23 protein-coding genes are annotated in these 23496 nt (G+C 73.0%); 13 read left to right on the top strand and 10 right to left on the bottom strand.

The window, feature by feature from the left end:
* Nucleotides 1-22 precede the first annotated feature (22 nt).
* The 4 genes from QMZ92_RS11920 to QMZ92_RS11905 all read right to left on the bottom strand — a co-directional run bounded on the left by QMZ92_RS11920 (nt 23) and on the right by QMZ92_RS11905 (nt 4014).
* Nucleotides 23-610 carry a TetR/AcrR family transcriptional regulator gene (locus QMZ92_RS11920; protein WP_283297259.1) on the bottom strand — a complete coding sequence of 196 codons (588 nt, stop codon included), beginning with the start codon at nt 608-610 and terminating at the stop codon, nt 23-25.
* Complete coding sequence (locus QMZ92_RS11915; RefSeq protein ID WP_283297258.1) at nt 607-2142, bottom strand: FAD-dependent monooxygenase; 1536 nt, start codon at nt 2140-2142, stop codon at nt 607-609. The genes QMZ92_RS11920 and QMZ92_RS11915 overlap by 4 nt, the downstream gene beginning before the upstream one ends.
* A gap of 134 nt (nt 2143-2276) precedes the next feature.
* Nucleotides 2277-3170 carry a potassium channel family protein gene (locus QMZ92_RS11910; protein WP_283297257.1) on the bottom strand — a complete coding sequence of 298 codons (894 nt, stop codon included), beginning with the start codon at nt 3168-3170 and terminating at the stop codon, nt 2277-2279.
* A 268-nt stretch (nt 3171-3438) separates the two neighbouring features.
* Entirely contained in the window at nt 3439-4014 is a 576-nt protein-coding gene (locus tag QMZ92_RS11905; RefSeq protein ID WP_283297256.1) for a rhodanese-like domain-containing protein, read from the bottom strand.
* 78 nt (nt 4015-4092) lie between these two features.
* Between QMZ92_RS11905 and QMZ92_RS11900 the strand changes: the two genes are divergently transcribed.
* Nucleotides 4093-4380, top strand: a complete 288-nt coding sequence (locus QMZ92_RS11900; protein WP_283297255.1) for a metal-sensitive transcriptional regulator — start codon at nt 4093-4095, stop codon at nt 4378-4380.
* A 71-nt stretch (nt 4381-4451) separates the two neighbouring features.
* Here QMZ92_RS11900 and QMZ92_RS11895 read toward each other — a convergent pair whose 3' ends face one another.
* Complete coding sequence (locus QMZ92_RS11895; protein ID WP_283297253.1) at nt 4452-4913, bottom strand: Crp/Fnr family transcriptional regulator; 462 nt, start codon at nt 4911-4913, stop codon at nt 4452-4454.
* A gap of 317 nt (nt 4914-5230) precedes the next feature.
* Here QMZ92_RS11895 and QMZ92_RS11890 point away from each other — a divergent pair, with 317 nt between their 5' ends.
* Together QMZ92_RS11890 and QMZ92_RS11885 are read left to right on the top strand one after the other, a co-directional pair.
* Entirely contained in the window at nt 5231-7942 is a 2712-nt protein-coding gene (locus QMZ92_RS11890) for a cation-translocating P-type ATPase (protein ID WP_283297252.1), read from the top strand.
* Nucleotides 7943-8056: 114 nt separating this feature from the next.
* Entirely contained in the window at nt 8057-8302 is a 246-nt protein-coding gene (locus tag QMZ92_RS11885) for a DUF6296 family protein (protein ID WP_283297251.1), read from the top strand.
* A 190-nt stretch (nt 8303-8492) separates the two neighbouring features.
* Here QMZ92_RS11885 and QMZ92_RS11880 read toward each other — a convergent pair whose 3' ends face one another.
* Nucleotides 8493-11225: a SpoIIE family protein phosphatase gene (locus QMZ92_RS11880; protein WP_283297315.1), complete on the bottom strand. Its 2733-nt coding sequence runs from the start codon at nt 11223-11225 to the stop codon at nt 8493-8495.
* Nucleotides 11226-11430: 205 nt separating this feature from the next.
* Between QMZ92_RS11880 and QMZ92_RS11875 the strand changes: the two genes are divergently transcribed.
* Nucleotides 11431-12297 (top strand): YhjD/YihY/BrkB family envelope integrity protein, encoded by an 867-nt coding sequence (locus tag QMZ92_RS11875; protein ID WP_283297250.1) that lies wholly within the window; start codon nt 11431-11433, stop codon nt 12295-12297.
* A 68-nt stretch (nt 12298-12365) separates the two neighbouring features.
* On the opposite strand, the gene QMZ92_RS11870 is transcribed toward QMZ92_RS11875, so the two are convergent.
* Nucleotides 12366-12791 (bottom strand): nuclear transport factor 2 family protein, encoded by a 426-nt coding sequence (locus QMZ92_RS11870; RefSeq protein WP_283297249.1) that lies wholly within the window; start codon nt 12789-12791, stop codon nt 12366-12368.
* Nucleotides 12792-12931: 140 nt separating this feature from the next.
* On the opposite strand from QMZ92_RS11870, the gene QMZ92_RS11865 reads away from it, so the two are divergent.
* Together QMZ92_RS11865 and QMZ92_RS11860 are read left to right on the top strand one after the other, a co-directional pair.
* Complete coding sequence (locus QMZ92_RS11865) at nt 12932-13789, top strand: PP2C family protein-serine/threonine phosphatase (protein WP_283297248.1); 858 nt, start codon at nt 12932-12934, stop codon at nt 13787-13789.
* 172 nt (nt 13790-13961) lie between these two features.
* Nucleotides 13962-14954, top strand: a complete 993-nt coding sequence (locus QMZ92_RS11860; protein WP_283297247.1) for an MASE1 domain-containing protein — start codon at nt 13962-13964, stop codon at nt 14952-14954.
* Nucleotides 14955-15123: 169 nt separating this feature from the next.
* On the opposite strand, the gene QMZ92_RS11855 is transcribed toward QMZ92_RS11860, so the two are convergent.
* Nucleotides 15124-15486 (bottom strand): DUF952 domain-containing protein, encoded by a 363-nt coding sequence (locus QMZ92_RS11855; protein WP_283297246.1) that lies wholly within the window; start codon nt 15484-15486, stop codon nt 15124-15126.
* 97 nt (nt 15487-15583) lie between these two features.
* The gene (locus QMZ92_RS11850) at nt 15584-16363 is read right to left on the bottom strand and encodes a DeoR/GlpR family DNA-binding transcription regulator (protein WP_283297245.1); all 780 of its coding nucleotides are present in this window, start codon (nt 16361-16363) and stop codon (nt 15584-15586) included.
* Between the two features lie 130 nt (nt 16364-16493).
* On the opposite strand from QMZ92_RS11850, the gene QMZ92_RS11845 reads away from it, so the two are divergent.
* The 3 genes from QMZ92_RS11845 to QMZ92_RS11835 all read left to right on the top strand — a co-directional run bounded on the left by QMZ92_RS11845 (nt 16494) and on the right by QMZ92_RS11835 (nt 19648).
* Nucleotides 16494-17378 (top strand): SIS domain-containing protein, encoded by an 885-nt coding sequence (locus QMZ92_RS11845; protein ID WP_283297244.1) that lies wholly within the window; start codon nt 16494-16496, stop codon nt 17376-17378.
* A 3-nt stretch (nt 17379-17381) separates the two neighbouring features.
* Entirely contained in the window at nt 17382-18257 is an 876-nt protein-coding gene (locus QMZ92_RS11840; RefSeq protein WP_283297243.1) for a class II fructose-bisphosphate aldolase, read from the top strand.
* 626 nt (nt 18258-18883) lie between these two features.
* Nucleotides 18884-19648, top strand: a complete 765-nt coding sequence (locus QMZ92_RS11835; protein ID WP_283297242.1) for a hypothetical protein — start codon at nt 18884-18886, stop codon at nt 19646-19648.
* On the opposite strand, the gene QMZ92_RS36330 is transcribed toward QMZ92_RS11835, so the two are convergent.
* Nucleotides 19600-20082 (bottom strand): SecDF P1 head subdomain-containing protein, encoded by a 483-nt coding sequence (locus tag QMZ92_RS36330; protein ID WP_502962040.1) that lies wholly within the window; start codon nt 20080-20082, stop codon nt 19600-19602. The genes QMZ92_RS11835 and QMZ92_RS36330 overlap by 49 nt on opposite strands.
* A gap of 355 nt (nt 20083-20437) precedes the next feature.
* Between QMZ92_RS36330 and QMZ92_RS11825 the strand changes: the two genes are divergently transcribed.
* Genes QMZ92_RS11825 through QMZ92_RS11810 form a run of 4 tightly spaced genes read left to right on the top strand, consistent with a single transcriptional unit; the run spans nt 20438 to nt 23493 of the window.
* Nucleotides 20438-22027 (top strand): ATP-binding protein, encoded by a 1590-nt coding sequence (locus QMZ92_RS11825; RefSeq protein WP_283297241.1) that lies wholly within the window; start codon nt 20438-20440, stop codon nt 22025-22027.
* The gene (locus QMZ92_RS11820; protein ID WP_283297239.1) at nt 22024-22470 is read left to right on the top strand and encodes a roadblock/LC7 domain-containing protein; all 447 of its coding nucleotides are present in this window, start codon (nt 22024-22026) and stop codon (nt 22468-22470) included. Before QMZ92_RS11825 ends, QMZ92_RS11820 begins: the two co-directional genes overlap by 4 nt.
* Nucleotides 22467-22829 (top strand): DUF742 domain-containing protein, encoded by a 363-nt coding sequence (locus QMZ92_RS11815; protein WP_283297238.1) that lies wholly within the window; start codon nt 22467-22469, stop codon nt 22827-22829. The genes QMZ92_RS11820 and QMZ92_RS11815 overlap by 4 nt, the downstream gene beginning before the upstream one ends.
* Nucleotides 22807-23493, top strand: a complete 687-nt coding sequence (locus QMZ92_RS11810; protein ID WP_283297237.1) for a GTP-binding protein — start codon at nt 22807-22809, stop codon at nt 23491-23493. Before QMZ92_RS11815 ends, QMZ92_RS11810 begins: the two co-directional genes overlap by 23 nt.
* The last annotated feature ends 3 nt before the right edge of the window (nt 23494-23496 follow it).

Below are 23496 nucleotides of genomic sequence, written 5' to 3'. Positions count from 1 at the left end.
CCCCCGGCCCCGGCTGGGGGCCCTACGGGCGCAGCGCCAGGAATGCCTCTTCGACGAGCGTGGGCAGATGACCTTCACCGTCGCCTTCCACCCAGATGGCCAGGGTGGTGGTGAGCGCCGCGAGGGCGGCCGAGGCGAGGACCCGGAGCGGGAGGTCGGGCTCCTGCCCGGAGCGGGCCGCGAGAGCGGTGGTGAGCATCCGCTCCGTGGCGTGCTGGTTCTCCCAGAGGCGGGCGCGCAGGGCCGGAGTCCTCAGGATGAGACGGGTGCGGACGAACAGGGTGTCACGGTCGGTGGCGTAGACGGTGGCGAGCCCTTCCGCGAGGGCGTGGCGGAGAGCGTCGAGAGGGTGCTCCCGGGCGGGCCGCCCCTGGATGAGCCGGACGATGAACGGGTCGTAGTCGTCGGATTCGACGACCGACTCCTTGGTGGGGAAGTGACGGAAGAACGTCATGCTCGAGACGCCGGCGGCGCGGGCGATCTGGTCGACGGTGGTGTTCTCGTACCCCTGGCTCAGGAAGAGGCGCAGAGCCTCCTCCTGAAGGGTGCTGCGGGTACGTGCCTTCTTGCGCGCGCGCAGACCCGTGGGCGGCGTCGCCGGGCGGTTCATGTGTCCTGCTTCTCCGGGGTGTGGTTCGTCGTGGTACCGAGCCTGGCGCCGAGCCAGGTGTCGAGTGCGGCCGTGGAACTGCCGCGCCAGGCCAGGTGACCGTCGGGCCTCACCAGCATGACCTGACGGCGCGGTGCTGTGGTGGGCACCGCGGCGGTGAGCCGGACCGCCGTGCCGACGTGCCGCTCGGCCACCGCCGCGTACGCCTCGGCGTCGCCGTGCACGGGGACCAGCAGGGCCCAGCGGGCTCCCAGTTCGGCGTGGAGCCGGGTGGAGGACCCGTCGGGGCGTGTGCACGGAACGTCGGGCACCCTGTCACCGGCCCGCGGAGCGCCGGGCGCCCGGCGCTCCGTGAGCCGGGTACCCAGGGGACCGCCCCGGTAGTGGATCCTCAGTTGCGACGACTGCTCCCAGATGAGCCTCTGCACCAGCGGGCGGTTCATCAGTGGGACGAAGAGGCGGTCGCGTGCGGCGCGGGCGAGCGGGGTGTCACCGACCACCAGGCGGGTGAGGGAACTCGTGGATGCGAGCACCTCCCGGGCAAGGGGCCTGCGCTCGGCTTCGTAGGTGTCCAGCAGCGAGTCGGGCGCCGAGCCCCCGGCGACCAGGGCCAGCTTCCAGGCGAGGTTCTCCGCGTCCCCGAGCCCGGTGTTCATCCCCTGGCCGCCGAAGGGGCTGTGGATGTGGGCGGCGTCGCCGGCGAGCAGGATCCGGCCGCGCCGGTAGGTGGGGGCGAGGCGGCGGTGAATGCGGAACCTCGAGGACCAGAGCACCGTGCCGACGACCGACGGGTCGAGGCCGGTGTGATGCCGGAGCAGCCGGGCGAGTTCACCGACGACGCCCTCGTCTCCCCGGCTCGTGTCGTCCCGGCGCGCCGGGGCCATGAGGCGCCAGACGCGGTCGCCGGGCAGGGGGAAGGCACCGAGCATGCTGTCCGCCCGGAGCCACACCGACACCGTGTCCGACGGCAGGGGCAGATCGGCCTGCACGTCGGCCAGCAGGAAGTTCTCGATCACGGACACACCGGGGAAGCCGATCCCCGCGGCCTTGCGCGCGCGACTGTGGGCGCCGTCGCATCCGACCAGCCATGACGAGCGGAGCCGTTCCCCCGGGAAGGACAGTGTCACCCCGGAGGCGTCCTGGGCTGCGGAGAGCAGTTCCTTCCCCCACTCGACATCGATCCCCAACGTACTCAGCCGGTACCGCAGGGCCGCTTCGACCTCCGTCTGGGACATCAGCAGACCGGGCCTGGTGACCAGCTTCGTGGGACGGCCGACCCGCAGGTCGGCCATGGGCCTGCCGTCGACGTGGGTGACCACCCGGGCGATGCGTACGGACCGCTCCGGCAGGTCGGCCAGAGCGCCGAGCCGGTCCAGCACCTCTGCTCCGCGCGGCTGGAGTCCGAGTGCCCGCGAGGTGGTCGCCGGCCCGTCGCGCTTGTCCACGATCCGGACCGGGACACCGGCGGCCGCGAGGCCGCAGGCCAGGGCCAGGCCCGTCGGTCCGGCCCCGGCGATCACCACACTGGACACGGCCACCCCAAGTGTTAGTAACTATCAATAGTTAGAGACTAACGCGAACGGGGGGTGGAGTCACCACCGGGGGCGCCCCCATTCCGTCGGGGCGCACTTCCGTGGCCGGGCGGTGACGGTCGGGCAAGTGGTCGTCAGCGGTCTGCTCCCCGGGTCGGGGGGCGGGTTCTGCCGTGGTCTGCCGCGTAGGCCCGGAAGACGTCGCGGGTCGTGCCGCCGTTGTGCAGGAAGCGCTCGTCGAGGACCTCCGCAAGGTCTCCCAGCGCGGTGGTGAGCAGGGCCGCCGCAAGGCGTACCTCCGCGTTCCGGGCGTCACGCGCACGCTCCGCGAGGTCTGCGGCGTACAGGATGCTCGCGGCCAGGGAGGTCCGGTCGTGGCCCTCGTGGAAGTAGTACGACTCCGCGTACTGGATCAGATCGACGGAAATGCCCGCCACGTGTGCCGCGAGGCCGTCCAGGATTCCCGCTCCCAGGTCCGAGTCCAGCTGGGCCGCTGGCGGGTCGTTGCGCTGCAGCTGGGACAGTCGCAGGGCCAGGGCTCGTCGACGGGTCAGCGCGGGATAGATCTCCAGGATCCAGGAGACCGTCGCAGTGAGGAGAGCGAAGCCGACGAGGGCTTCGAGCGGGGCGACGATCCGCAGCCATGGCTCGGTGGGTGCGATGTCGCCGAGACCCAGGGTCGACACGGTGACCAGCGAGATGTAGAACGCGTCGACAGGCCCGCCGTGTTGCGTGGGCTTCAGGCCGGCGGCGAAGGAGAAGGCGTCCGGCACATGGGGCCAGTAGATCAGGGCCCAGCCGACGATGACCGTGCCCGCCCACATGGCCACCACGGTCACCATGGCGAGGGGGCCCGCGAGGCCCGCCGCCTGTCTCCGTACGGGGAGGTGCTGGGACAGTCTCCACAGGGAAGCCATGACGTACCGGCTCAGACCGCCGTGACGGGTCGGGTGCCAGAGGGTGTGGAACACATCCCGCAGGGCCAGCATGACCAGCCCCGCTCCGAGCAGTGAGGCCAGCCAGTCCATACGTGTCTCCCCGGGCCGGTGTGCGCGGCGTCCAGCATGCCCGGTGGCCCGTCGCGACGGGCACGGGCCGCGCGGCCCGGGGCGTGTGCTCCGCTCGGCGGCCCGGTCGGGGCCCGGCCGTCGTGTCGGCGCGGGTGTTCTCGCCGGGTGCGCCGCTTCGTGCGGTCGGCGGACGACGTCGCCCGGTGAGGTTGCCGCCCCGGGAACCCGGCGGAGGTGCGGGGGCCTCGGCGTCGGTCCCCGCCCCTGCCGGAACAGGGTCGCCCCGTCAGCGGTCGCGCAGTGCGGCCAGTGTCGCGCCGAGGTCGGCGGAACGGGGCCTGTTGTGGGGGAGCCTGGCGAGCATCGCCGCCATACCGCAGGTGTTGGTGAGGGCCGAGAAGACCAGGCCGCCCGCGACGGCGGCGGATACCAGCAGGAAGGCCGGGTGGACGAGGAATCCGAGCAGGAGGCCGACCAGGACGAGGGTCCCGGCGGTGAAGCGGACCTGCCGCTCCATGCTCCACGTGGCGCGTGAGGCCCCCTCGGGTCGTTGCAGTTCGTTGCCTTCGGCCGCCCAGGCCGCGGTCCCGCCGGAGAGCGTGGCGGTGGCGATGCCGTTCTCGGTGAGGGTCCTGCAGGCGTTCTCCGAGCGGGCGCCGGAAGCGCAGACGACGAGGACGTCGCCGTGTGCGGCGGCCTGCCGGATGTCGGGGAGCGCACGCTGGATCTGGTCGAGGGGGATGTTGAGGGCGCCGGGCAGGTGGCCGCCGGCGTACTCACCCGGGGTGCGTACGTCGATGACGGTCAGTTCGTGCAGTCGGGTGCGGGCCTCGTCGATGCCGAGGGCCGTGGGTGTGCTCATTGCGGGTGCGTCCTTGGGTGTCGACAGGTCCCCCCACAGGTCTATATTACCCCTGGGGGTATTTTGTGAGGAGTTGTGATGGACCTTGATCTGGCGGGAGCGGAGCTGAAGGCGGTCCTGGACCGGTTGCGCCGGGCGCAGGGCCAGATCTCCGGAGTGATCCGGATGATTGAGGAGGGCAGGGACTGCGAGGAGGTCGTCACCCAGCTGGCTGCCGCGTCCCGCGCGCTGGACCGGGCCGGGTTCGCGATCATCGCCACGGGGCTGCAGCAGTGCCTGACCGAGACGGAGGACGGCAGCCGCTCCGGTGAGGACCGCGACGAGATGCGCGGCCGGCTGGAGAAGCTCTTCCTGTCCCTGGCCTGACCTGCTCGATCGATGCCGACCTCATGGCGCCGATCGCCCGGAAGGGCTCCGGCCCGATGCGCTCCGGGGACTCACCGCGGGAACTGCGCCACTCCGCTCCCGTGGGGCGCGTAGGTGTCGAGGAGGCGGACCCGCGTGGCCTGCAGCCGGCGGGCGACCACTTCCAGGACGTGGCGGGTCACGGCGAAGCCGAACGCGGGATCCACGTCGCACAGGCCGCGTACGGCCCTGGCGTCGAACTCGTAGGCCCGTACGAGGCTGAAGGCCTCTGCCCCCAGCCGCCACTCGTACGGGCGCACCAGCCAGGACCAGCCGAGCAGGTCGCCGTGGCCCAGTGTCTCGACCGTGGCCGCGCGCCGGCCGTGTACCTGCAGGTCGAGGGTGACCGCACCGGTGCGGATGATCCAGAACCGGTCGGCCGGGTCACCCTCGTCGAAGATCCGCGTTCCGGCCGGGAACGAGACCTCGTGCGAGCACGCCATCAGGCGGTCATGGCCCTCCGACGGCAGTCCGCGCAGAAAGGCGTTGTTCATCGGTGTCCTCCCGAGTCCCGGTTCCGACGGGTCGCTTCGTGCGGGCGCCGGCTGCGTCCACACCCCAGACTCCGTCAGCGGCAGGCCGCGCACCTGGGCCGAGAGGCCCAACTCTGTGCCCCATGTGGCCTCGCCGTGCGACGTGTCTCCGTCCCTTCGTCGTGCCCGGACCGTTCTCCGCCCCCGTCGTCCCGTTTCCTCGGCGCCGCCCGCTCCCCTCTGAGCAGTGAGCCCCGGCCTCGGCAAGGGACCTTCGGGCCGGACCGGTCCCTCGTCGGCCCTGTGGAAGCGGTGCCCGAGCGCGCAGTGTGGGTGACGTGAGGCACCCCGCCCCCCGTCCTCCGTCGGCGGTTGCTCCGGAACCGGACCCCTGCGAGCCGCTGGCACTGCTGCGGCGCGAGCTCGGCACCGGCGCTCATGGACTGTCCGGCCGTGAGGCGGAGCGGCGTCTCGCCGTGTACGGGCCCAACGAGGTGCGCTCCACCGCCGGGGAGTCGGCGTGGCAGGAGCTGACGCGGCAGCTCGCCCATCCGCTCGCCCTGCTCCTGTGGGCCGCCGGCGCCCTGGCCTTCATCGCCGACATCGCGGTGCTGGGATGGGCGATCGTCGCCGTGATCCTCCTCAACGCGGCTTTCGCGCTCCTCCAGGAGCGCCAGGCGGAACATGCGGTGGAGACCCTCGCCCGCTACCTTCCGGAGCACGCCCGGGTGGTGCGGGACGGCGACATCGTCGACGTCCTCGCAAAGGAACTGGTGCCGGGTGACATCGTTCTCGTCGAGGAAGGCGACAAGATCCCCGCAGACGCTCGGCTGACCGAAGGCGGCATAGAAGCCGATCTGTCGATGCTCACCGGCGAGTCCGCACCGGTCGACCGGTTCGCCGGCCCGGCGCTGCAGGGGAAGCCGCTGCTCGCGGAACCCAACCTCGTCTTCAGCGGCACCACCTGCACGGGCGGGCAGGCGCAGGCGATCGTCTTCGCCACGGGAGGCCATACCGAACTGGGCCGCATCGCGGCTCTCAGTCAACGCACGCGGCGCGAGCCCTCCCCGTTGGAGCAGCAGGTCAAGGAGGTCGCCTGGCTGATCGCGGCGGCCGCGGTCGCGATCGGGGTGGCCTTCCTCCTGATCGGCTGGGCGATCGGCCTCCCGCTGACCGACGCCCTGATGTTCGCCATCGGACTCCTCGTCGCCAACGTGCCGGAGGGCCTGCTTCCGACGATCACTCTGGCGCTCGCCGTGGGAGTGCGGCTGCTCGCTCGGCAGGGCGCGGTCGTGAAGCGGCTCAGTGCCGTGGAGACGCTCGGCTCCACCAGTGTGATCTGCACGGACAAGACGGGGACGCTCACACAGAACCGCATGCGCCTGCAAGCGACATGGACACCGGAGCACGGGGCCGGGGCCGGGCCGTGGACCGCCGGGTTGGCCGCGGCCATGGCGGAGTGCACGACCGTCACACGGGACGAGGGAGGAGGGCTGCACGGCGACCCGACGGAGGTGGCGCTGGTCGAGGGGGCCGCGGCCCTGGGTGCGGATCCCGACCTCGAACAGCGGGACGAGCGCCGCAGGGCGCTCTTCCGGTTCGACCCGCGACTGCGCCTGATGTCCACGGTGGCACTGCCCGGGCGGGGCGGCGATCAACTCCGGCTCATAGTGAAGGGAGCGCCGGAGAGCGTGCTGGCACGTACGTCGGACGCCGGTGCCGGGGAGGGGCGCGATGTGAGTCGGGCGCGGGAAGCTGCGGACGATCTCGCCCGTCAGGGCATGCGCGTTCTCGCCGTCGCGGACCGGGAACTCGCTGCACTGCCCGAACACCGTGAGCAGGCGGAACGAGAGCTCCGGCTGCTGGGACTGGTCGGACTGTACGACCCCCCGCGGCCGGAAGTGGCCGCCGCCGTGCGCCGTTGTCACGAAGCGGGGCTGCGGGTGCACATCGTGACCGGTGACAACGGGGCCACCGCGGCTGCCGTGGCCGAGGAAGTCGGCATCGGTCATCCCGAACTGGTCGTCATAGCCGAGTCCGAGGGGGTCACCGATCGCGAGCTGGACGATCTGCTCATCAAGGGGCCCGGGGCGGAGATCGTCTTCGCCCGGTCCTCACCCGAGACGAAGCTGAAGGTCGCCGACACCCTTCGCGCGCACGGGCGCATCGTGGCGATGACGGGCGACGGCGTGAACGACGCCCCGGCGCTGCACCGGGCGCACATCGGCGTGGCCATGGGGCGTTCGGGCACCGATGTCGCCCGCGAGGCGGCCACGATGGTGCTGACCGACGACAACTTCGCCACCATCGTCACCGCGGTCGAGTCCGGACGCCGCGTCTACGACAACGTCCGCAAGTTCATCGTCTACATCTTCGCCCACCTCACACCGGAGGCCGTCCCGTTCCTCGTCTTCGCGCTGTCCGCCGGCGCCGTCCCACTACCGCTGACCGTGCTGCAGATCCTGGCGATCGATCTCGGAACCGAGACGCTGCCGGCCCTCGCTCTGGGTCGCGAGCGCGCGGAACCGGGAGTGATGAAGCGCCCGCCGCGCTCCGGCCGGCAGAGCATCATCTCGCCCGCCATGCTGGTCCGCGGCTGGGGCTACCTCGGTGCGGTCTCGGCGGTACTCGTCATGTCGGGGTACTTCTACGTGCTGTGGCGGGCGGGCTGGCAGCCCGGCGTCCCGACGGGTCCCGGGAGCGAGCTGCACCACGCCTATCTCACGGCGACGACGGCGACCTTCGCCGGGATCGTCACCTGCCAGGTCGGCACCGCGATGGCGGCCAGGACGGAGCATGCGTCACTGAGGCAGATCGGGGTCTTCAGCAACACCTTGCTGCTGTACGGGATCGCTTTCGAGCTGGCGTTCACCGCCGTGCTCGTGTATGTGCCCGTGTTCCAGCGGATGTTCGGCACCGCCGCCCTGCCGGCCGACGTGGTCGCACTCATCGCCACGTTTCCCGTCGTCGTCTGGGGTACCGACGAACTGCGGCGGTGGGCCGTGCGCCGTCGCACGCGGCGGACCGTCCCGGGCTCCGGGAGGGGCTGACCGCCTCTCGTGGGGCGATCACCTTCCGTGGTGAGCGAATAGGATAGAAGTCGCATAATGGCCATTCAGTGCTGCAGCCGGACGTGATGTGCGGCGTACCGCAGAGGAGGCCTCATGGGTCGCGACGAGGATTTCGAACTGGTATTCGCGGGAGAGGTTGCTTCGGTGAGCGACGGCGAAGACGCCGTGGTGGTGCACCGCACCGACCGCAAGGGTCCGGGCGGGCACCCGATCTACGCCGACGACACCGGCATCGTGCAGGCGGAGATCAGCGACCGCGGCGAGGTGCGGATGATCGCCAGCGGCGGGCACCAGCAGCCCGCGTCCGGCGTCGAGGCAAGGCCCGTGGTCCAGCCCTGACGCCGGCCCCGTACGGCCCGGCGCTCCCGGCGCTCCCGGTGGGCACGCCGGGCAGAGCGGACGCCGCCTTCCCGGCCGTCCGGGCGCCCTCAGGGCCCGTGCCCGAAGTCCCGGCGACCCCCGGGCCGGGCAGTCGGGAAGGATCGGCGGTCCGTGCGGGGTCCGGCCCCCGGAAGGCCGGGCGACGCCCTCACCAGGCCAGTTCTTCGTCGAAGACCATCACCGGCTCCGGCAGCTCCCCGCCCAGCGACAACTCCGCCCAGATGATCTTGCCGGGGCTGACATAGCGCGTTCCCCAGCGCTGGGAGAACTGGGCCACCAGGAAGAGCCCCCGGCCGCCCTCGTCGGTCGCGGCAGCGCGCCGCAGGTGCGGAGAGGTGCTGCTGCCGTCGGACACCTCGACGATCAGCGTGCGCCCGTGCAGCAGCCGTACCCGTACCGGCTCCGTGCCGTAGCGGATGGCGTTGGTGAGCAGTTCGCTGAGCACCAGTCCGGCGACGAAGACCGAGCCCTCCAGGCCCCATTCGGTGAGTTTCCGGCCCGCCTCGGCCCGTACGCGGGACACCGCCGAGACGTCGAGCGGCACGTCCCACTCCGCGGCCCGGGACCGGTCGAGCAGCCGTGTGCGCGCCACGAGCAACGCGATGTCGTCGCTCGGCTGGTCGGGCAGAAGCGCGCTCATCACGGCGACGCAGGTCTCCTCGGGCGTCAGCCCGGGCCGCGTGAGGGCGTCACGGAGCAGCGCCAGCCCTTCGTCCACGTCGCGCTGCCGGTCCTCGACCAGACCGTCCGTGAAGAGGACGAGCCGGCTGCCCTCGGACAGGTCCAGCTCCGTCTCCTCGAACGGATGGCCCCCCACGCCGAGCGGGGGTGACACGGGCAGTTCCGGGAAGACCACCCGGCCCTCGGGGTCGACGACCGCCGGTGCGAGATGGCCGGCGTGCGCGAGGGTGCAGCGCCCGCTCACCGAGTCGTAGATCGCGTACAGACAGGTCGCACCCGTCACCTGCACGCGTTCGCCCTCCGCCTCCGGGGGCTGGTCCGCGTCGATGCGCAGCACCAGGTCGTCCAGGCGGGCCAGCAGATCGGAGGGCGGCAGGTCCAGGGACGAGAAGTTCAGCACGGCCGTGCGCAGCCGCCCCATCGTGGCCGCGGCGTGCATCCCGTGCCCGACCACGTCGCCGACGACCAGGGCGACCCGGAGCCCCGGCAGTGGGATGACGTCGAACCAGTCGCCGCCGACGCCCGCCTGCGCCGGCAGGTACCGCCAGGCGACGTCGAGCGCGTCCTGCTCCGGAAGGTCGCGCGGCAGCAGACTCCGCTGCAGTGTGACGGCCATCGCGTGCTCTCGGGTGTAGCGCCGGGCGTTGTCGATGGCCACGGCCGCGCGGGCCGCGAGCTCCTCGGCGAACGAGATGTCGTCCTCGTCGAACCGCGGCGCGTCCTCGGACCGCCAGTAGTTGACCAGGCCGAGGACGACGCCGCGTGCCTGCAACGGGACCGTGACCAGCGACCGGATGCCGTACTCCAGTGCCTGCCGCCGCCCCTCCGGGTCCTCGCTGCCCCAGGTCTTCGACGCGGCCAGATCGGGCTCCAGCAGCGCCTGGCCGTTGGCCAGCGCCGTGCTCATCGGCGTGATGTTGATCCGGATGGCGTCGCCGACGGGCTGGAGCGGATGGTCGTCGCGGATGCCGCTCAGTGCCGTGCGCCGCATCGCGCCGAGGCCGGCGGGTTCGTCGCCGCGCAGTACGGGATCGAGCAGCTCGACCGACACGAAGTCCGCGAAGCGGGGTACGGCCACCTCCGCCAGCTCCCTCGCCGTCCGGCGCACGTCCAGGGTGGTGCCGATCCGCACCCCGGCCTCGTACAGCAGCGTCAGCCGTTCCCTGGCCGCCTCCGCCCGGCCCGAGAGGGCACGCAGCTCGGTCGTGTCCCGGAGGCTGGCGACCAGTCCCGTCACACCCCCGTACGGTGCCGTGGGCCGTGTGCTGAGGGCCAGCAGCCGGTCCCCGGACAGGAACACCTCGTCGGATACCTCCCCGCCCGACACCAGGAGCCGGGTGATGCCGGGGCCGAGGCCCAGCTCGCCGACACGGCGTCGGTCGGCGTCGGGCGGCAGACCGAGCAGGCGCCGGGCCTCGTCGTTGGCGAGCAGCAGCCGGCCGTCCCCGCCGACGATCAGCACGCCCTCGCGCACCGCGTGGAGGACGGCGTCGTGGTGTTCGTACATCCGGGTCATCTCGGCGGGGCCGAGCCCATGGGTCTGGCGCCGCAGCCGCCGGCTGACCAGGGCCGCCCCGCCGGTGGCGAGCACGAGCGCGCCGGCGGCCGAACCCAGCAGGATCGGCATCTGGAGGTCGAGCAGTTCCCCGACGTTCGCGACCTGGATGCCCGCGGAGACCAGGCCGACGACCCTGCGGTCGCCGTCCAGCACGGGAACGACGGCCCGGACGGCGTCGCGCGGCTCACCCTCGAAGGTCTCGGTGAACGCCTCGCCGGCGCCCGCCCGCGAGATGTCCCCCTCCACCCGCTTCCCGATCAGCTGCGGTTCGGGATCGGTGTAGCGGACGCCGTCCGTGCCGAGGACGGAGATGAAGTCGACGCCGGCGCCCCGCGCGGCCTCTTCGGCAGCGGGCTGCAGTGCCGCCGTCGGGTCGGGGGACATGAGCGCGGCGGCCGTGCCGGGGCCGTACGCGAACGCCTCGGCGGCGCCGAGGGAGCGGTTGCGGGCGTCCTCGTAGCTGTCGTAGCGCGCCTGCAGGACCAGGGCGACCGCCGCGGCGACGACCAGCAGAATGATCACGACGGCCTGCAGCAGGAACACCTGGGTGGCCAGACTGTGCATGCTGAGCAGGGTCTGCAGACGTCGGCGCCACCCCGGGCGTTCACGGCGGCCGGGCGGTCGCGGGCGGCTGGACGGCATGACCGCCGTCCACCAGGACCGGCGGGGACGTCCGATCATGTCCCCAGTTCTAGCACTGGGCCGCCGTCCCGGGCGACCGTTCGCCCGGATCGGGCAGCACGGGAACGCCGGCCCGGTGCGGAAGGCGATCCGGCCCGCGTCCCGGGGACACCCGTTCGGCGGCACGCCAGTCTGCTCATGGTGCGCTTGAGGGTAGCGACGGCACATGCCCTTCAGATTCGGCGAGCCGGACGACGGCCGGACCGGCCACTGGTTCGCGCGGCTCCACCGGCGAGTGCGGACCTCCGTGGTCGGCCTCGCCTGGAACCGCGGACGCGAGATGGAGCTGCTGCACCGTGCCATGGGCTTCGCGGCGCTCTGCTTCCTGACCATCGTGCCGCTGCTGGTGGTCGTCGCCGCGGCCGACCCGGCGAGCGGGCAGGGCTTCGCCAGGTGGCTGGTCCAGGGCCTCGGGGTCTCGGAGGTGTCGCAGGAGGAGGTCGAGGAGCTCTTCGGCCTGCCGGGGGAGGCCCTGCAGCGGACCACGGCGCTCGGTCTGGCCGCGCTGGCGGCGTTCGGGGTGACGTTCGGCTCGGCGGTGCAGACCGGCTACGAACGGGTGTGGGACCTGCCGACCGCGCGGTGGCACACGATGTGGCGGCACGTCGTCTGGCTGGCGGTGCTGGTCGCGGCGCTGCTGATGTTCGTCAACACGCCCACGCCGCCCCGGGCCCCCGTCGTGGTGCAGGCGCTGATCCCGGCCGCCGATCTGATCGGCACCTTCCTGTTCTTCTGGTGGTCGCAGCGGCTGCTGCTCTGCGGCCGGCTGCGCTGGCGGGCCCTGGCCCCGGGGGCCGCCGCGACGGCGTTCGGGCTGCTCGGGCTGCGGGTGTTCTCGCAGTTCGTGTTCTCGCCGCTGATCGCGTCCAACGCGGTGACCTACGGGCCGATCGGGACGGTGCTGGTGGTGCAGTCCTGGCTGGTCGGGGTCGGGTTCGTGGTGTACGGAGGGGCGCTCGTGGGGCGGCTGCACCACGAGCGCCTGGTACGGCGCAGGCTGGCGGCCGAGCAGCAGGCACCGCCACGGCCCTGACCCGGCCCCGGCGGCCCTGACCCGGCTCCGTCCCCGGCCCCGGCCCCGGCCCCGGCCACCTGAGGATCCTAGGCCGGGCCGGGGACGAGGCCGTCGGCGACGAGGCCCGCGAGCACGGCCTCGCTCAGGGTCCGCAGGGCCGACAGCGGCCGGACCATCACCGTGAACTCCTTGATGCGGCCGGACTCGTCGTACTGCAGCAGATCGATGCCGTGGATCTCCCTCCCGCCCACCGTCGCCCGGAAGAGCAGGATCTCCGAGGGCGCCTCGCTGCCGTCCGCGCTGGTCTCGGCGGTGCCGTCGAACCTCCCGATGTAGCGGAAGTCCTCGAAGGTGCGCAGCAGTACGCCGAACAGCCCCAGAACCATGGTCCTGCCCTCGAAGGGCGTGAACTTCACCGGGCTGTAGAAGCGGACGTCGGAGGTGAACAGGTCGTCGAGCGCGGCCAGGTCGCGCTTCTCCACGGCGGTGCGGAAACGGTCGGCGGTCTCCATCGGTGTGCTCCCTCTGTCGTGCTACTCAATAATGTGAGTAATCATCTTCTTGACTGAGAGGCACTTCATCAAGCGGTCCGGCGGAGCCGCACGTAAGATGAACGACGGATTCCGTAGGAACCGATGCTCCGGAGAGGTCCATGACGCGGCGTCGTCCTCCGCGATCGGCGAGCGCCGACGACCTCCTGACGACGCTCGGACTGCTCACCGCGAAAGCACGGCAGGGCGCTGAGCGCCAGCGCGCCAGGGTGGACCTGGCGGAAGCCCTCCAGCGCGAGATGCTGCCCGAAACGCTGCCGTCCGTCCCCGGGCTGCAGACCGCCGCGTGCTACACACCGGCCCGGGACGGGCTCGACGTCGGCGGCGACTGGTACGACGGCTTCGTCATGGCCGACGGGTCGCTCGCGTTCTCGATAGGGGACGTCCAGGGGCACGACGTCGAGGCCGCGGCCTTCATGGGGCAGATCCGGATAGGCCTGCGGGCCGTCGCGCTGGCGGCCACCGATCCGGGCGAGATCCTGGCGCGGGCGAACGACCTGCTGGTGTCCGTGGCCCGCGAACTGTTCGCCACGTGCACTTTCCTCCGCTTCGATCCCTCGGAGTGGGTGCTGGAGAGCGCCCGCGCCGGCCATGTCCCCGGGGTGCGGGTCTTCGCCGACGGCCGCTGTGAGCCGATGCAGGACATCGGCGGCCTTCCGCTCGGCATCGAACCGGGAGAGGTGTATCCGGTGACCAGACGCAGGCTCACCGAGAGCGGGGCGTTCGTGTTGCTGACGGACGGGGTGATAGAGGGGCCGGCCGTACCCGTCGAGGCGGGGCTGGCGAGGGTCACCCGGGTCGTCGGGGCCGGCGCGGCCGTGGCGCTGACCGCCGACCACCTGGCCGCCGAGGTGATGAAGGCGGCCGAGTTCACCGGGCACACCGACGACGCGGCGGTGCTCGTCCTGCGCCATGACGCGGCGGCGGGCCGGCTGCGGCGGCCCTCGCCGTCCGTCTGACGCGACGGTCCGTCCTCCCGCCGGTGCGGCGCCACGGGCCGGTCAACCGCCTGATCCGGTCCGACCCCGCACCCTACGCAGGATCCGGCCGGCTTTCGTCCGTCCGATCCTTCCGGTCCGTCGGCGCGTGTCACGGCACGCCCGTGCACGGCGGCGTTGTGTGATGGCTGCTGTGGCCCGTAACCAGCTCCTCCACCGCTCCGGCGCGGTAGTCATCCTGATGCTCGGCGTCGCCGTCGCCTACTACGCGGCCGGGCGCGTCGGACTCACGCTGCAGCTGGTCGTGGAAGGGGCGGTCGTCACCCCGCTCTGGCCGCCCACGGGTATCGCCCTGACCTGCCTGCTCTGGTTCGGTCTGCGGATCTGGCCGGGCATCGCCCTCGGAACCCTCTTCGTCATCCTGGCGATCAGCCCGTTCCGCGCCCACTCCCTGGGCATCCTCGCGGGCAACAGCCTCGCCCCGGTCTGCGCCTACCTGATGCTGCGCCGGGTGGGGTTCCGGACCGAGCTCGACCGGCTGCGCGACGGGCTGGCGCTGGTGTTCCTGGGGGCGCTGGCCGGCATGCTGATCAGCGCGACGGTGGGAGCGGGAGTGCTGCTGCTCTCCGGCCAGATCCCGGCCGAGGGGTTCTGGCCGATCTGGTCGGCGTGGTGGGTCGGAGACGCCATGGGCGTGCTGGTGGTGACCCCGCTGCTGCTCGTATGCCGGACCGTCGGCCGGCCCGTTGGCCTGTCTCCCGGGCGCTGGGCCGAGGCGGTGTGCCTGGTGGTCAGCGTGACCGTCGTCGCGTACGCCGTCACCCGTACGCCCGTCGCGCTGCTGTTCCTCGTCTTCCCCCTGCTGATGTGGGCCGCGCTGCGGTTCCAGCTCCTCGGGGCCGCACCGTGCGTGCTGATCGTGTCGGTCCTGGCGATCTCGGCGGCGACCGAGGGGCAGGGGCCCTTCGACGGACACGGGATGCTCGCCGTGATGAGCGTTCTCCAGGCCCTCAACGGTTCGGCGGCGCTGACCGGTCTGCTGCTCTCCGCGGTGGTCAGCGAGCAGATCTCCGTCCGCCGCAAGATCGAGCTGGCCTGCAGCGAACTCGCGGAGGTGGTGGACCGGCTGGTCCCGGGCAGCGGCGTTGCCCGCCGCTGGCCGCCACCACAGGACAAGGACCTCTGACGAAGCGGTGGAGTCCGGACGGCTGCCGGACCCGAAGCGGCGGCCCCGGCGGCGGCGCCGGTCGCCGGGGCCGCTGCCGCCGGGGTCCGGCCGGACCACGGCGTGCGGACGGCCTCGTGCTGGAGCGGGGCGGTTCCCCGCGCGCCACGGGACGGCCCTGCCCGGCGCCTCAGGCCCAGGGGGCGAAACCCACCGCCCGGCCCGTTCCGTCGCGCTGGATCTCCAGCATGCCCTCGACCGCCGAGCGGTCGATCGGTCCGTAGACGTGTGGGAAGAGAGTGCCGGAGGCGACCCCGGGCGGTGGTGCCGGGTCCGCCGGCTCGAGACGGACCGGTGCGAGCAGCCTGGTCTCGTCGATGAGCAAGGCCATCAGCGGTCCGGGCGCATCGCGGTAGAAGGCGTTGACGACCGCGAGTGTGGTGGCCTCGTCGGGCGAGCAGTGGACGAAGCCCTCCGCGGGAAGGGACGCGGGCGCGTACGGCCGTTCCGGGACGGCGAGCCAGTCGTCGAGCGGAACCACATGCATGATCATGCGTCAGTTATAGCGCCGCGGAGGGCGCGCGCCGGGCCAGGCCGGCGCCGGACGGCGCTACGGACCCGGACCCGGCCGGTACGCCGGGGCAACGGGTTCAGGCGCGGACGACCGTCACCCCGGCCTCCGCGAACCCGTCCGCCGTCCCCTCGGGCACGGCGGAGTCGGTGACCAGCGTGTTCACCTGCTCCGTCGCACAGATGCGGGCGAAGGCCCGGGTGCCCAGCTTGGTCGAGTCGGCCGCGACGATCACCCGCCGGGCGCGCTCGCACAGCAGCCGGTTGATCGCCGCCTCGTCCTCGTCGTGTGCCGCCGCGCCGTGCACCACGTCGAAGGCGTTCACACCGAGGACCGCCACGTCCAGGGTGATCTGGCCCAGGACCCCGTCGGCGAGCGGGCCGATCAGCTCGAACGACTGCGGACGGGCCACACCGCCCGTGACGACGATCTTGAACTGGGGTCTGATCGCCAGTTCGTTGGCGATGTTGAGGGCGTTGGTGACGATCGTGAGCGCGGGGGTGCCCGAGGCCAGATCGGGCCGGGCGGCCAGTGCCCGGGCGACCTCGGTGGTCGTCGTGCCGCCGGTGAACCCGACCGCCTCGCCGGGCGCGATCAGCTCGGCGACGGCAGCGCTGATGCGTTGCTTCTCCGCCGCGTGCCGCGACGCCTTGTAGCGCAGCGGGAGTTCGTACGACACGCCGTGCACCACCGCGCCGCCCCGGGTACGGACGAGCATCTGCTGCTCGGCCAGCCGGTCGAAATCGCGCCGGATCGTCGCGGCCGAGACGTCCAGGGCCCCCGCGGCCTCCTCGACGTCCAGCCGGCCCCGCTCCACCAGGAGTTCCAGCAGCGCCGTCCAGCGGGCGTCGCGCGACATCCACCGCTCCCTTCCTCGAACGTCCGTGGTGACCCTAGCGCACACAGGACCCGCCGTGATGCTTGAAGATGCTTGAAATCTCGCGCTATCTTGCAAAAACACGCACACACTCGAAGAGTGGAGTACGCATATGAGCCATGTCGCGCAGGAGTTGGCGAGCCAGCCGGAGTGCTGGACCCGGGCGGCGGAGCTCGCCGCGACCCAGGGCGGGCCGCTCCCGGCCGCCGGCGAGCGGGTCGCGTACGTCGGCTGCGGCACCTCCCTGTTCATGAGCCAGGCGGCCGCGGCCTTGCGCGAGAGCGCGGGACAAGGAGAGTCGGACGCGTTCGCCGCTTCCGAGTTCCCCGCCGGCCGCTCCTACGACCGGGTGGTCGCCCTCACCCGTTCGGGTACCACCACCGAGGTCCTCGAACTCCTCGGCCGGCTGCGCGGTCGCACCCGTACCACCGCGGTCACCGCCGACCCGGCCACGCCCGTGATGACCGCGGCCGACGAGACCGTCGTCCTCGACTTCGCCGACGAGCGGTCCGTGGTCCAGACGCGCTTCGCGACCACCGCGCTCACCCTGCTGCGCGCCCGTTCCGGCCTGCACACCGACGCCGTCGTCGACGACTGCCGGGTCGCCCTCGCCGAACCGCTTCCCGAACGGCTCACGGCCTGTACGCAGTTCACCTTCCTCGGCCGCGGCTGGACCGTCGGCCTCGCCAACGAGGCCGCGCTCAAGGTGCGCGAGGCGTCGGCGTCCTGGGCCGAGGCCTATCCGGCCATGGAGTACCGGCACGGCCCCATCAGCGTCACCACCCGCGGCACCGCCACCTGGATGATCGGCGACGCGCCCGCCGGGCTCGCCGACGAGGTGCACGCCACCGGAGGGAGGTGGGTCGCCGGCGGCCTGGATCCACTCGCCGAACTGGTCCGCGCCCAGCGGCTCGCGGTCGCCGTCGCCGAGTCACGGGGCCTGGACCCGGACAGGCCCCGCCATCTGACCCGTTCCGTCATCCTCTCCGGAGCGTGACCCGTGCCGCTCGCCGAAACCGGAACGCTGGTCGCCGCGGCCGCCGTCGGGCGCCGTGCCGTCGCCGCCTTCAACATCATCACGCTGGAACACGCCGAAGCGGTCATCACCGGCGCGGAGGCCGCCGGTTCCCCGGTCGTCCTCCAGATCAGCGAGAACGCCGTGAAGTACCGCTACGGCAGGGTCCGGCCGCTGGCCAGGGCCGCCGCCGAGGCGGCGGCCGAGGCCGGCGTTCCCGTCGCCCTGCACCTCGACCACGTCACGAGCGACCGACTGCTCCGCCAGGCGGTCGACGCGGGGTTCAGCTCCGTGATGTACGACGCCGCGCACCTGCCGTACGCGGAGAACCTCGCCGCAACCCGGTCCGCCGCCGAGTGGGCACACGGCAGCGGCCTCTGGATCGAGGCCGAACTGGGGGAGGTGGGCGGCAAGGAGGGCGCCCCGCCGCTGGACGCCCATGCTCCCGGGGCCCGTACCGATCCCGAAGAGGCACGCGCGTTCGTCGAGGGGACCGGGGTGGACGCACTCGCGGTCGCCATCGGCAGCTCGCACGCGATGACCGCCCGCACCGCCTCGCTGGACCACGGGCTCCTGGCCCGGCTCGCCGGGACCCTGGACGTACCGCTCGTGCTGCACGGCTCGTCCGGCGTTCCGGACGGGGAACTGACGGCCGCCGTGTCCGGAGGCATCGCCAAGGTCAACATCGGCACCGCCCTGAACCTCGCCATGACCTCCGCCATCCGTGACTACCTGGCCGCGAACGCCGACGCCGTGGACTCGCGGAAGTACCTGTCGGTCGGCCGCCGGGCGATGGCCGAGACGGTCACCGCGCTGATCGGTGTCCTGCGCGGCGCGGGAGAGCCCGTCCCCGTCGTCTGAGGGGCGCCCGTACCCGCCCCGCGCTCGGTGCCCGGCCCGAAAGCCGGTCGCGCCTCGTCTCGGGGGCGCCCTGCGCCGGGCCGGCACCCGGGTCCACGAACAGGCGCGCCGCTTCCGGCCCGACATGCCCGCCGACCCCCTCGGCCCGGTGCTCGCCCTGCTCGGCAGGCAGCACGTGGTGCCGCGGACGACCGCACCGCACGGCACGTCGTACACGCTCGACGGCGGGATCCCCGCGGGCCGGGTGCACCGCCTGGAGCAGCGGCTTCCCGGACCGATCCGCGGAGACGCCGTGCCGGAGAGCGCGTTCGTGTGCCGGGAGCGCGTTCGAACGGTACGCCCCGGTCGCCGGAGCCGCCCCGGTCCGGCCGCGCACCGGCCACGATCCGCTCGACCGCAAGGAACACCCGCTGCGCGTCGTACGGCGGGTCCAGTGAAATCCGGGGTGCACGGCCACCGGAACGGACCAACCGAGCCCGGCCCCTCCCGGTTTCGCCGCGTGATCCGGGACACACTCTCCTCGCCACCCGTTTCCCGCGGGCGGCGGAGTGGGCTCGATGGAACGGACGCCCGGCGCCACGGGAACAGCGAGCCGCCCGCCGCCGAACCGAACCGACAGGATTCCCATGCCCCACATCACACCTCCGGCCCTCCGGCGGGGCGGCGCGCTCGCGCTCGCCGGCGTCGCGGCCGCCGCGCTGCTGACCGGCTGCACCTCCTCCGGTGACAAGGAGGGCTCCTCCTCCCCGACCGGAAAACCGCTCGCCGGGCCCGAGAAGGCCGGCGCCGGCATGGCCGTGCTCCGCGGCGACACGATCAGGAAGGCGCTCGTCACCGATTCCGAGCTGCGTTCCTACCAGGCCCAGGAGATCAGCCCGCCGAACGTGCGGCCCAAGTCCGACCGGGAGGAGTGCCGGCCCCTCGCGGACATGACCGCGTCGGGTACGGCCCGTACGCCCGAGGCCGTCGACTTCGCCAGCCGCTCGTACGTCTCCACGGGGACGCCCGGCCTCACCACGACGGTCAGCCTCTTCTCGTACGAGGGCGACGACGCGCGGCGTACCTTCTCGGACGTCCGCAAGGCGCTCGCCACCTGCGGCGCCGGCTTCACCACCTCGGGGAACAGCGGCGGTACGTCGGTGAAGTACGTGGCCGTGAAGGAGGAGGAGGCGCCCGAGGGCGGCGACGAGGCCGTCTCCTGGAGGATGACCGGCACCGCACAGGGCTCCTCGATGCCCATGCAGATCACCGCCGTGCGGCAGGGGCGCAACGTGGCGGTGTACTTCACGCTCAACCTCCTCGACCCGAAGAAGGCCGACCTTCCCGAGGACCTGCACGGCCGTCAGACCGCCAAGCTGGCGAAGGCGATCGAGTCGGCCGGCAGGTCCTGACCGGCGCGCGGCCGCTGTCCCGGGCTCGGCGCGTCCTGGGCGGGTCCGCGGTCCCGCGGCGGCCGGCCCGTCCCGCGGGCAGGCCTCGCCCGGGGCCGACCTGGGGAACCCGGCCCCGGAAACGGGAACCCGGCCCGCCGGACGGTGAACACCGTCGGGCGGGCCGGCCGCGTGTCCGGATCGCCGGTCCGCGTTCCGGCCACCAGTGCCTCGTTCCGGTCACCCGGTCCGTGCCGCACACCGCGGCCGGGCGGCCCGGCGGCACGGCCGGTCAGCCCGGCCCAGTCGCGTGCCGCCCCGCCCGTGAAGTCCACGGCCACGTGCCAGCCCGTGCCCTGCTGCGAGTCGAACCGGGCCACCGCGTCCTCGACGCCCGCTCCGGACAGTGCTGCTGCACCGAGCGCGACCTGCCGGCCCTGCTCGTCGGGCAGCACCCGCAGCCCGGGATCTCCTCCCCTCGGGCGCCCAGGAGCCCGAGCACGCTGAGGAACGCGGTGAGGAGAACGGCCGGCACACGCCGCGTACGCATGAACGGCCCCCTGTCCGACCCGCTTGCCGCACTCGCGGCGGGCGAGGCGGTACCGGGCTCACTATGCGACAAACCGCCACTGAAAGCCATCGAACCCCCGCACTCGTGTTGGCGGAAAGTGACGGGAGTTGCACAACTGGCGTTCGAAGATTGGCTGGTTGACCGTAGGATCTGGATGCCCCCCGATCGCCGGGGGAGTCCGTATGCGGTCTGGAAGGGACTCGTTCTGGCGTGGTCGCGTTATCCGGAAGCGTCGTGTCATGGTCGGGCTGCTGATCGCGGGGGGTGGCGGGGTCGCCGCCCTGGCGCTGCTGATGTGGGCGTTGTCCCTGCGCCGAAGGCTGCTTGCCGAACAGCGGGTACGGGCGCGGGCGGAGGGGCTCGCGGCCGCACGCGAGGCCGAAATCGCCCATCTGGCCGCAGTCCGGGTGCCGGCCATCGCCGAACGGACGCGCACCGGCCGTCTCCTGGACGGCGTGCCCGGCCCCGTCGGCTCGGACGCCGAGCTGGGCGCCGCGTTCGCCCGGGCCCTGGCCGCCGTCGTCACGGCCCTCGGCTCCGACGAGGCCGTACGCCGGGAGCGGGCCCTGCGGGACTCGGTGCAGTCCGCATTCGAGTCCGTCGCCCGCACCATGCACGCCATGGCGACCGTGCAGCAGCAGGTGCTGGACCACATCGAACGCTCCATCGACGACCCCCGGTTGATGGCCGAGGTGATGAAGGCCGACCACGCGGCCGCCCAGATGACCCGCAAGGCCCAGACCCTGCTCGTGATGTGCGGCATCTGGCCCGCGAGGCGGGAGAGCCGGCCCGTGTCCCTCTACGACTGCGTCCGCGGTGCCCAGTCGCGCATCGTGGAGTTCGGCCGGGTCGAGGTGCACGGCGGCCAGACCCTCCACGTCGTGCCGCCCGCCGTCGAGGGGCTGATGCACGCCGTCGCCGAACTCCTGGAGAACGCAACGGTGTTCTCCCCGTCCAGCACCCAGGTCGTGGTCACCGTCCGGGAGGTGGCCGCGGGGGCGGTCGTCGAGATCGACGACGCGGGCCTCGGTATGCCGCCGGACGTCCTGGCGCAGGCCACGGCACACCTCCGCGACGACCCGGATCTGGCCCGGCTCGGCGCGGTGCCGCGCCTCGGACTCGCCTGCGCCGGCCGCTGGGGCCGCGAGCTCGGGTTCAGCGTGGAGCTGACGTCCGCCTCCGCCTACGGCGGAACCCGCGCCGTCACGTTCGTACCCCACCGGCTGCTGACCGAGCCGCTGGCCAACCCCGCTCCGCTCCGCCGCGAGCCGGCGGTGGAACCGCGGGCGCCCGGGCATGCGCCGTCGCGCCCGGCGACCGGAGAGGGGGAGCCGCACCCCCGGTCGGACGGCCCGGACCCGGCGGTCCAGAGCACGTCCGGCCCGGCGTCCGGTGTCGGGCCCGGCGTCGGACCGGCAACCGGTCCCGTACCGCCGGGCGGCGGTTCGGCAACGGGGCTTCCCGCGACGGGCCACCCGGTCCCGGGCGGCGGTCCGGGGTCCGGGTCAGCGGCGCCCGGCGCCACGCCGCGCGACGTAGGTCCGGCACCCGCCGACGGGCCGGCGCCCCCGCCCGGCGGACTGCCGCGGCGCCGCAGCAGGCGCGGACGCGAACCGGGGCCCGAGCGGGGCACCGGACAGAGCCACGGCGCGCCGTCGCCTCCGGACCCCGGCACCCCTTGGACCCCCGAGGCGGCCCGCGCCTCGATCTCGGGCGTGGTGTCCGGGACACGCCGGGGCCGCGCCGCTCTGGAGAACGGCACGCCGACACCCCGCGCGGCCGATCGCGGAACCGACCACCGAACCGACCACGAGGGAGGCCGCCAGTGACCGGAGCCGTGACCAGGCTGCCCGACCTCGGATGGATGCTGCGCCCGCTGACCGACGTCCCCGGAGTGCGACACGCCGTGGTGGTGTCCGAGGACGGGCTGCGTCTCGGCCACGCGTCCGCCGAGGACCTCACCGGACCGGTCGCCCTGCTCGGCGTCCCGGAGGCCGAGTCGCTCGCCGCGGCGTGCGCCGCGATGACGATGACCGGCCGCTCCACGGCGGCACTGCTGTTCGGCGGCGGTGCCGGGGTGCGCCAGCTGATGCTGGAGTCGGAGCACGGCTTCGTCCTGTTCACCCACGCCGGGGCCGGCGCCCACCTCGCCGTCGCCACCGGCACCGAAGCCGATGTCGGCCTGGTGGCCCAGCAGATGCAGGTGCTGGTGGCGAGGATCGGCACCCATCTGAGCACCGGGCCCCGGGATCCGGCGGACCCGTCGTCATGACGGACGACCCGGAGGGGCGGACCACCACCCGTGCGGTACGCCCCTACGTGATCACCGGCGGTCGCGTGGCCGCCGCCGGCGCGCCGCTGTCCTGGGAGACGCTGGTGACGGCCACGGGCACCGCCGCGCCGGAGACCCTCCAGCCCGAGTACCGCATGATCCTGACGCACTGCCAGGGGCTGCTGTCCGTTGCCGAGGTGGCGGCCCACCTGGGCCAGCCGCCGTCGGTGGTGCAGGTGCTGCTCGCCGACCTCCTCGACTGGGGGCTCATCCTGTCCCGTCCGCCGGTGCCCCGCGCCGAACGCGCCGACGTGACCACGCTGAGAAAGGTGCTCCATGGCCTCGAAAGCCGCCTCTGACGCCTTGGCCGGCAGCGCCGCCGGGGCACCGGCCACGCGGCCGCCAGGGGGAGCGGCGGCCGTCCCCGGGCCGTCCCCGGGGACGGAACCGGGTGGGAAGTACCTCGCACCGGGCGTCGCGGGCGCGGCCAAGATCCTCGTCGTCGGCCCGCTCGGAGTGGGCAAGACGACGCTCATCGGAACCGTGTCCGAGATCCGGCCGCTGTCCACGGAAGCGCTGATGACCCGGGCCGGCGCCCGCGTCGACACCCTGGGCGGGCGTACCAAGACGACCACGACCGTCGCCCTCGACTTCGGCCGGATCACGCTCGACGGCGACCTCGTGCTCTACCTCTTCGGCACCCCGGGTCAGCAGCGGTTCCTGCCGGCCTGGCGGGATCTGGCCAAAGGCGCGCTCGGTGCCCTCGCCCTCGTCGACACCCGCGATCCGGCGGCGTCCTTCGACGCCCTGGGCAATCTGGAGGACCTCGACCTTCCGTTCGCCGTGGCCGTCAACGCCTTCCCCGGCAGCCCGGAGCACTCCGAGGACGATCTGCGCGTCGCGCTCGACCTGCTGCCCAGCACCCCGCTGGTCGGCTGCGACGCCCGCGACGCGCGCTCCTCGGTGCTGGCCCTGATCGCGCTCGTACGCCATCTCGTCCACGCCGCCACGGAATCCTCGTGACCA

The organism is Streptomyces sp. HNM0645, from assembly GCF_030056615.1.
Classification (GTDB): domain Bacteria; phylum Actinomycetota; class Actinomycetes; order Streptomycetales; family Streptomycetaceae; genus Streptomyces; species Streptomyces marianii.
The sequence above is the reverse complement of the archived record's forward strand: the minus strand, read 5'-3'. Positions and strand labels throughout refer to the sequence as shown.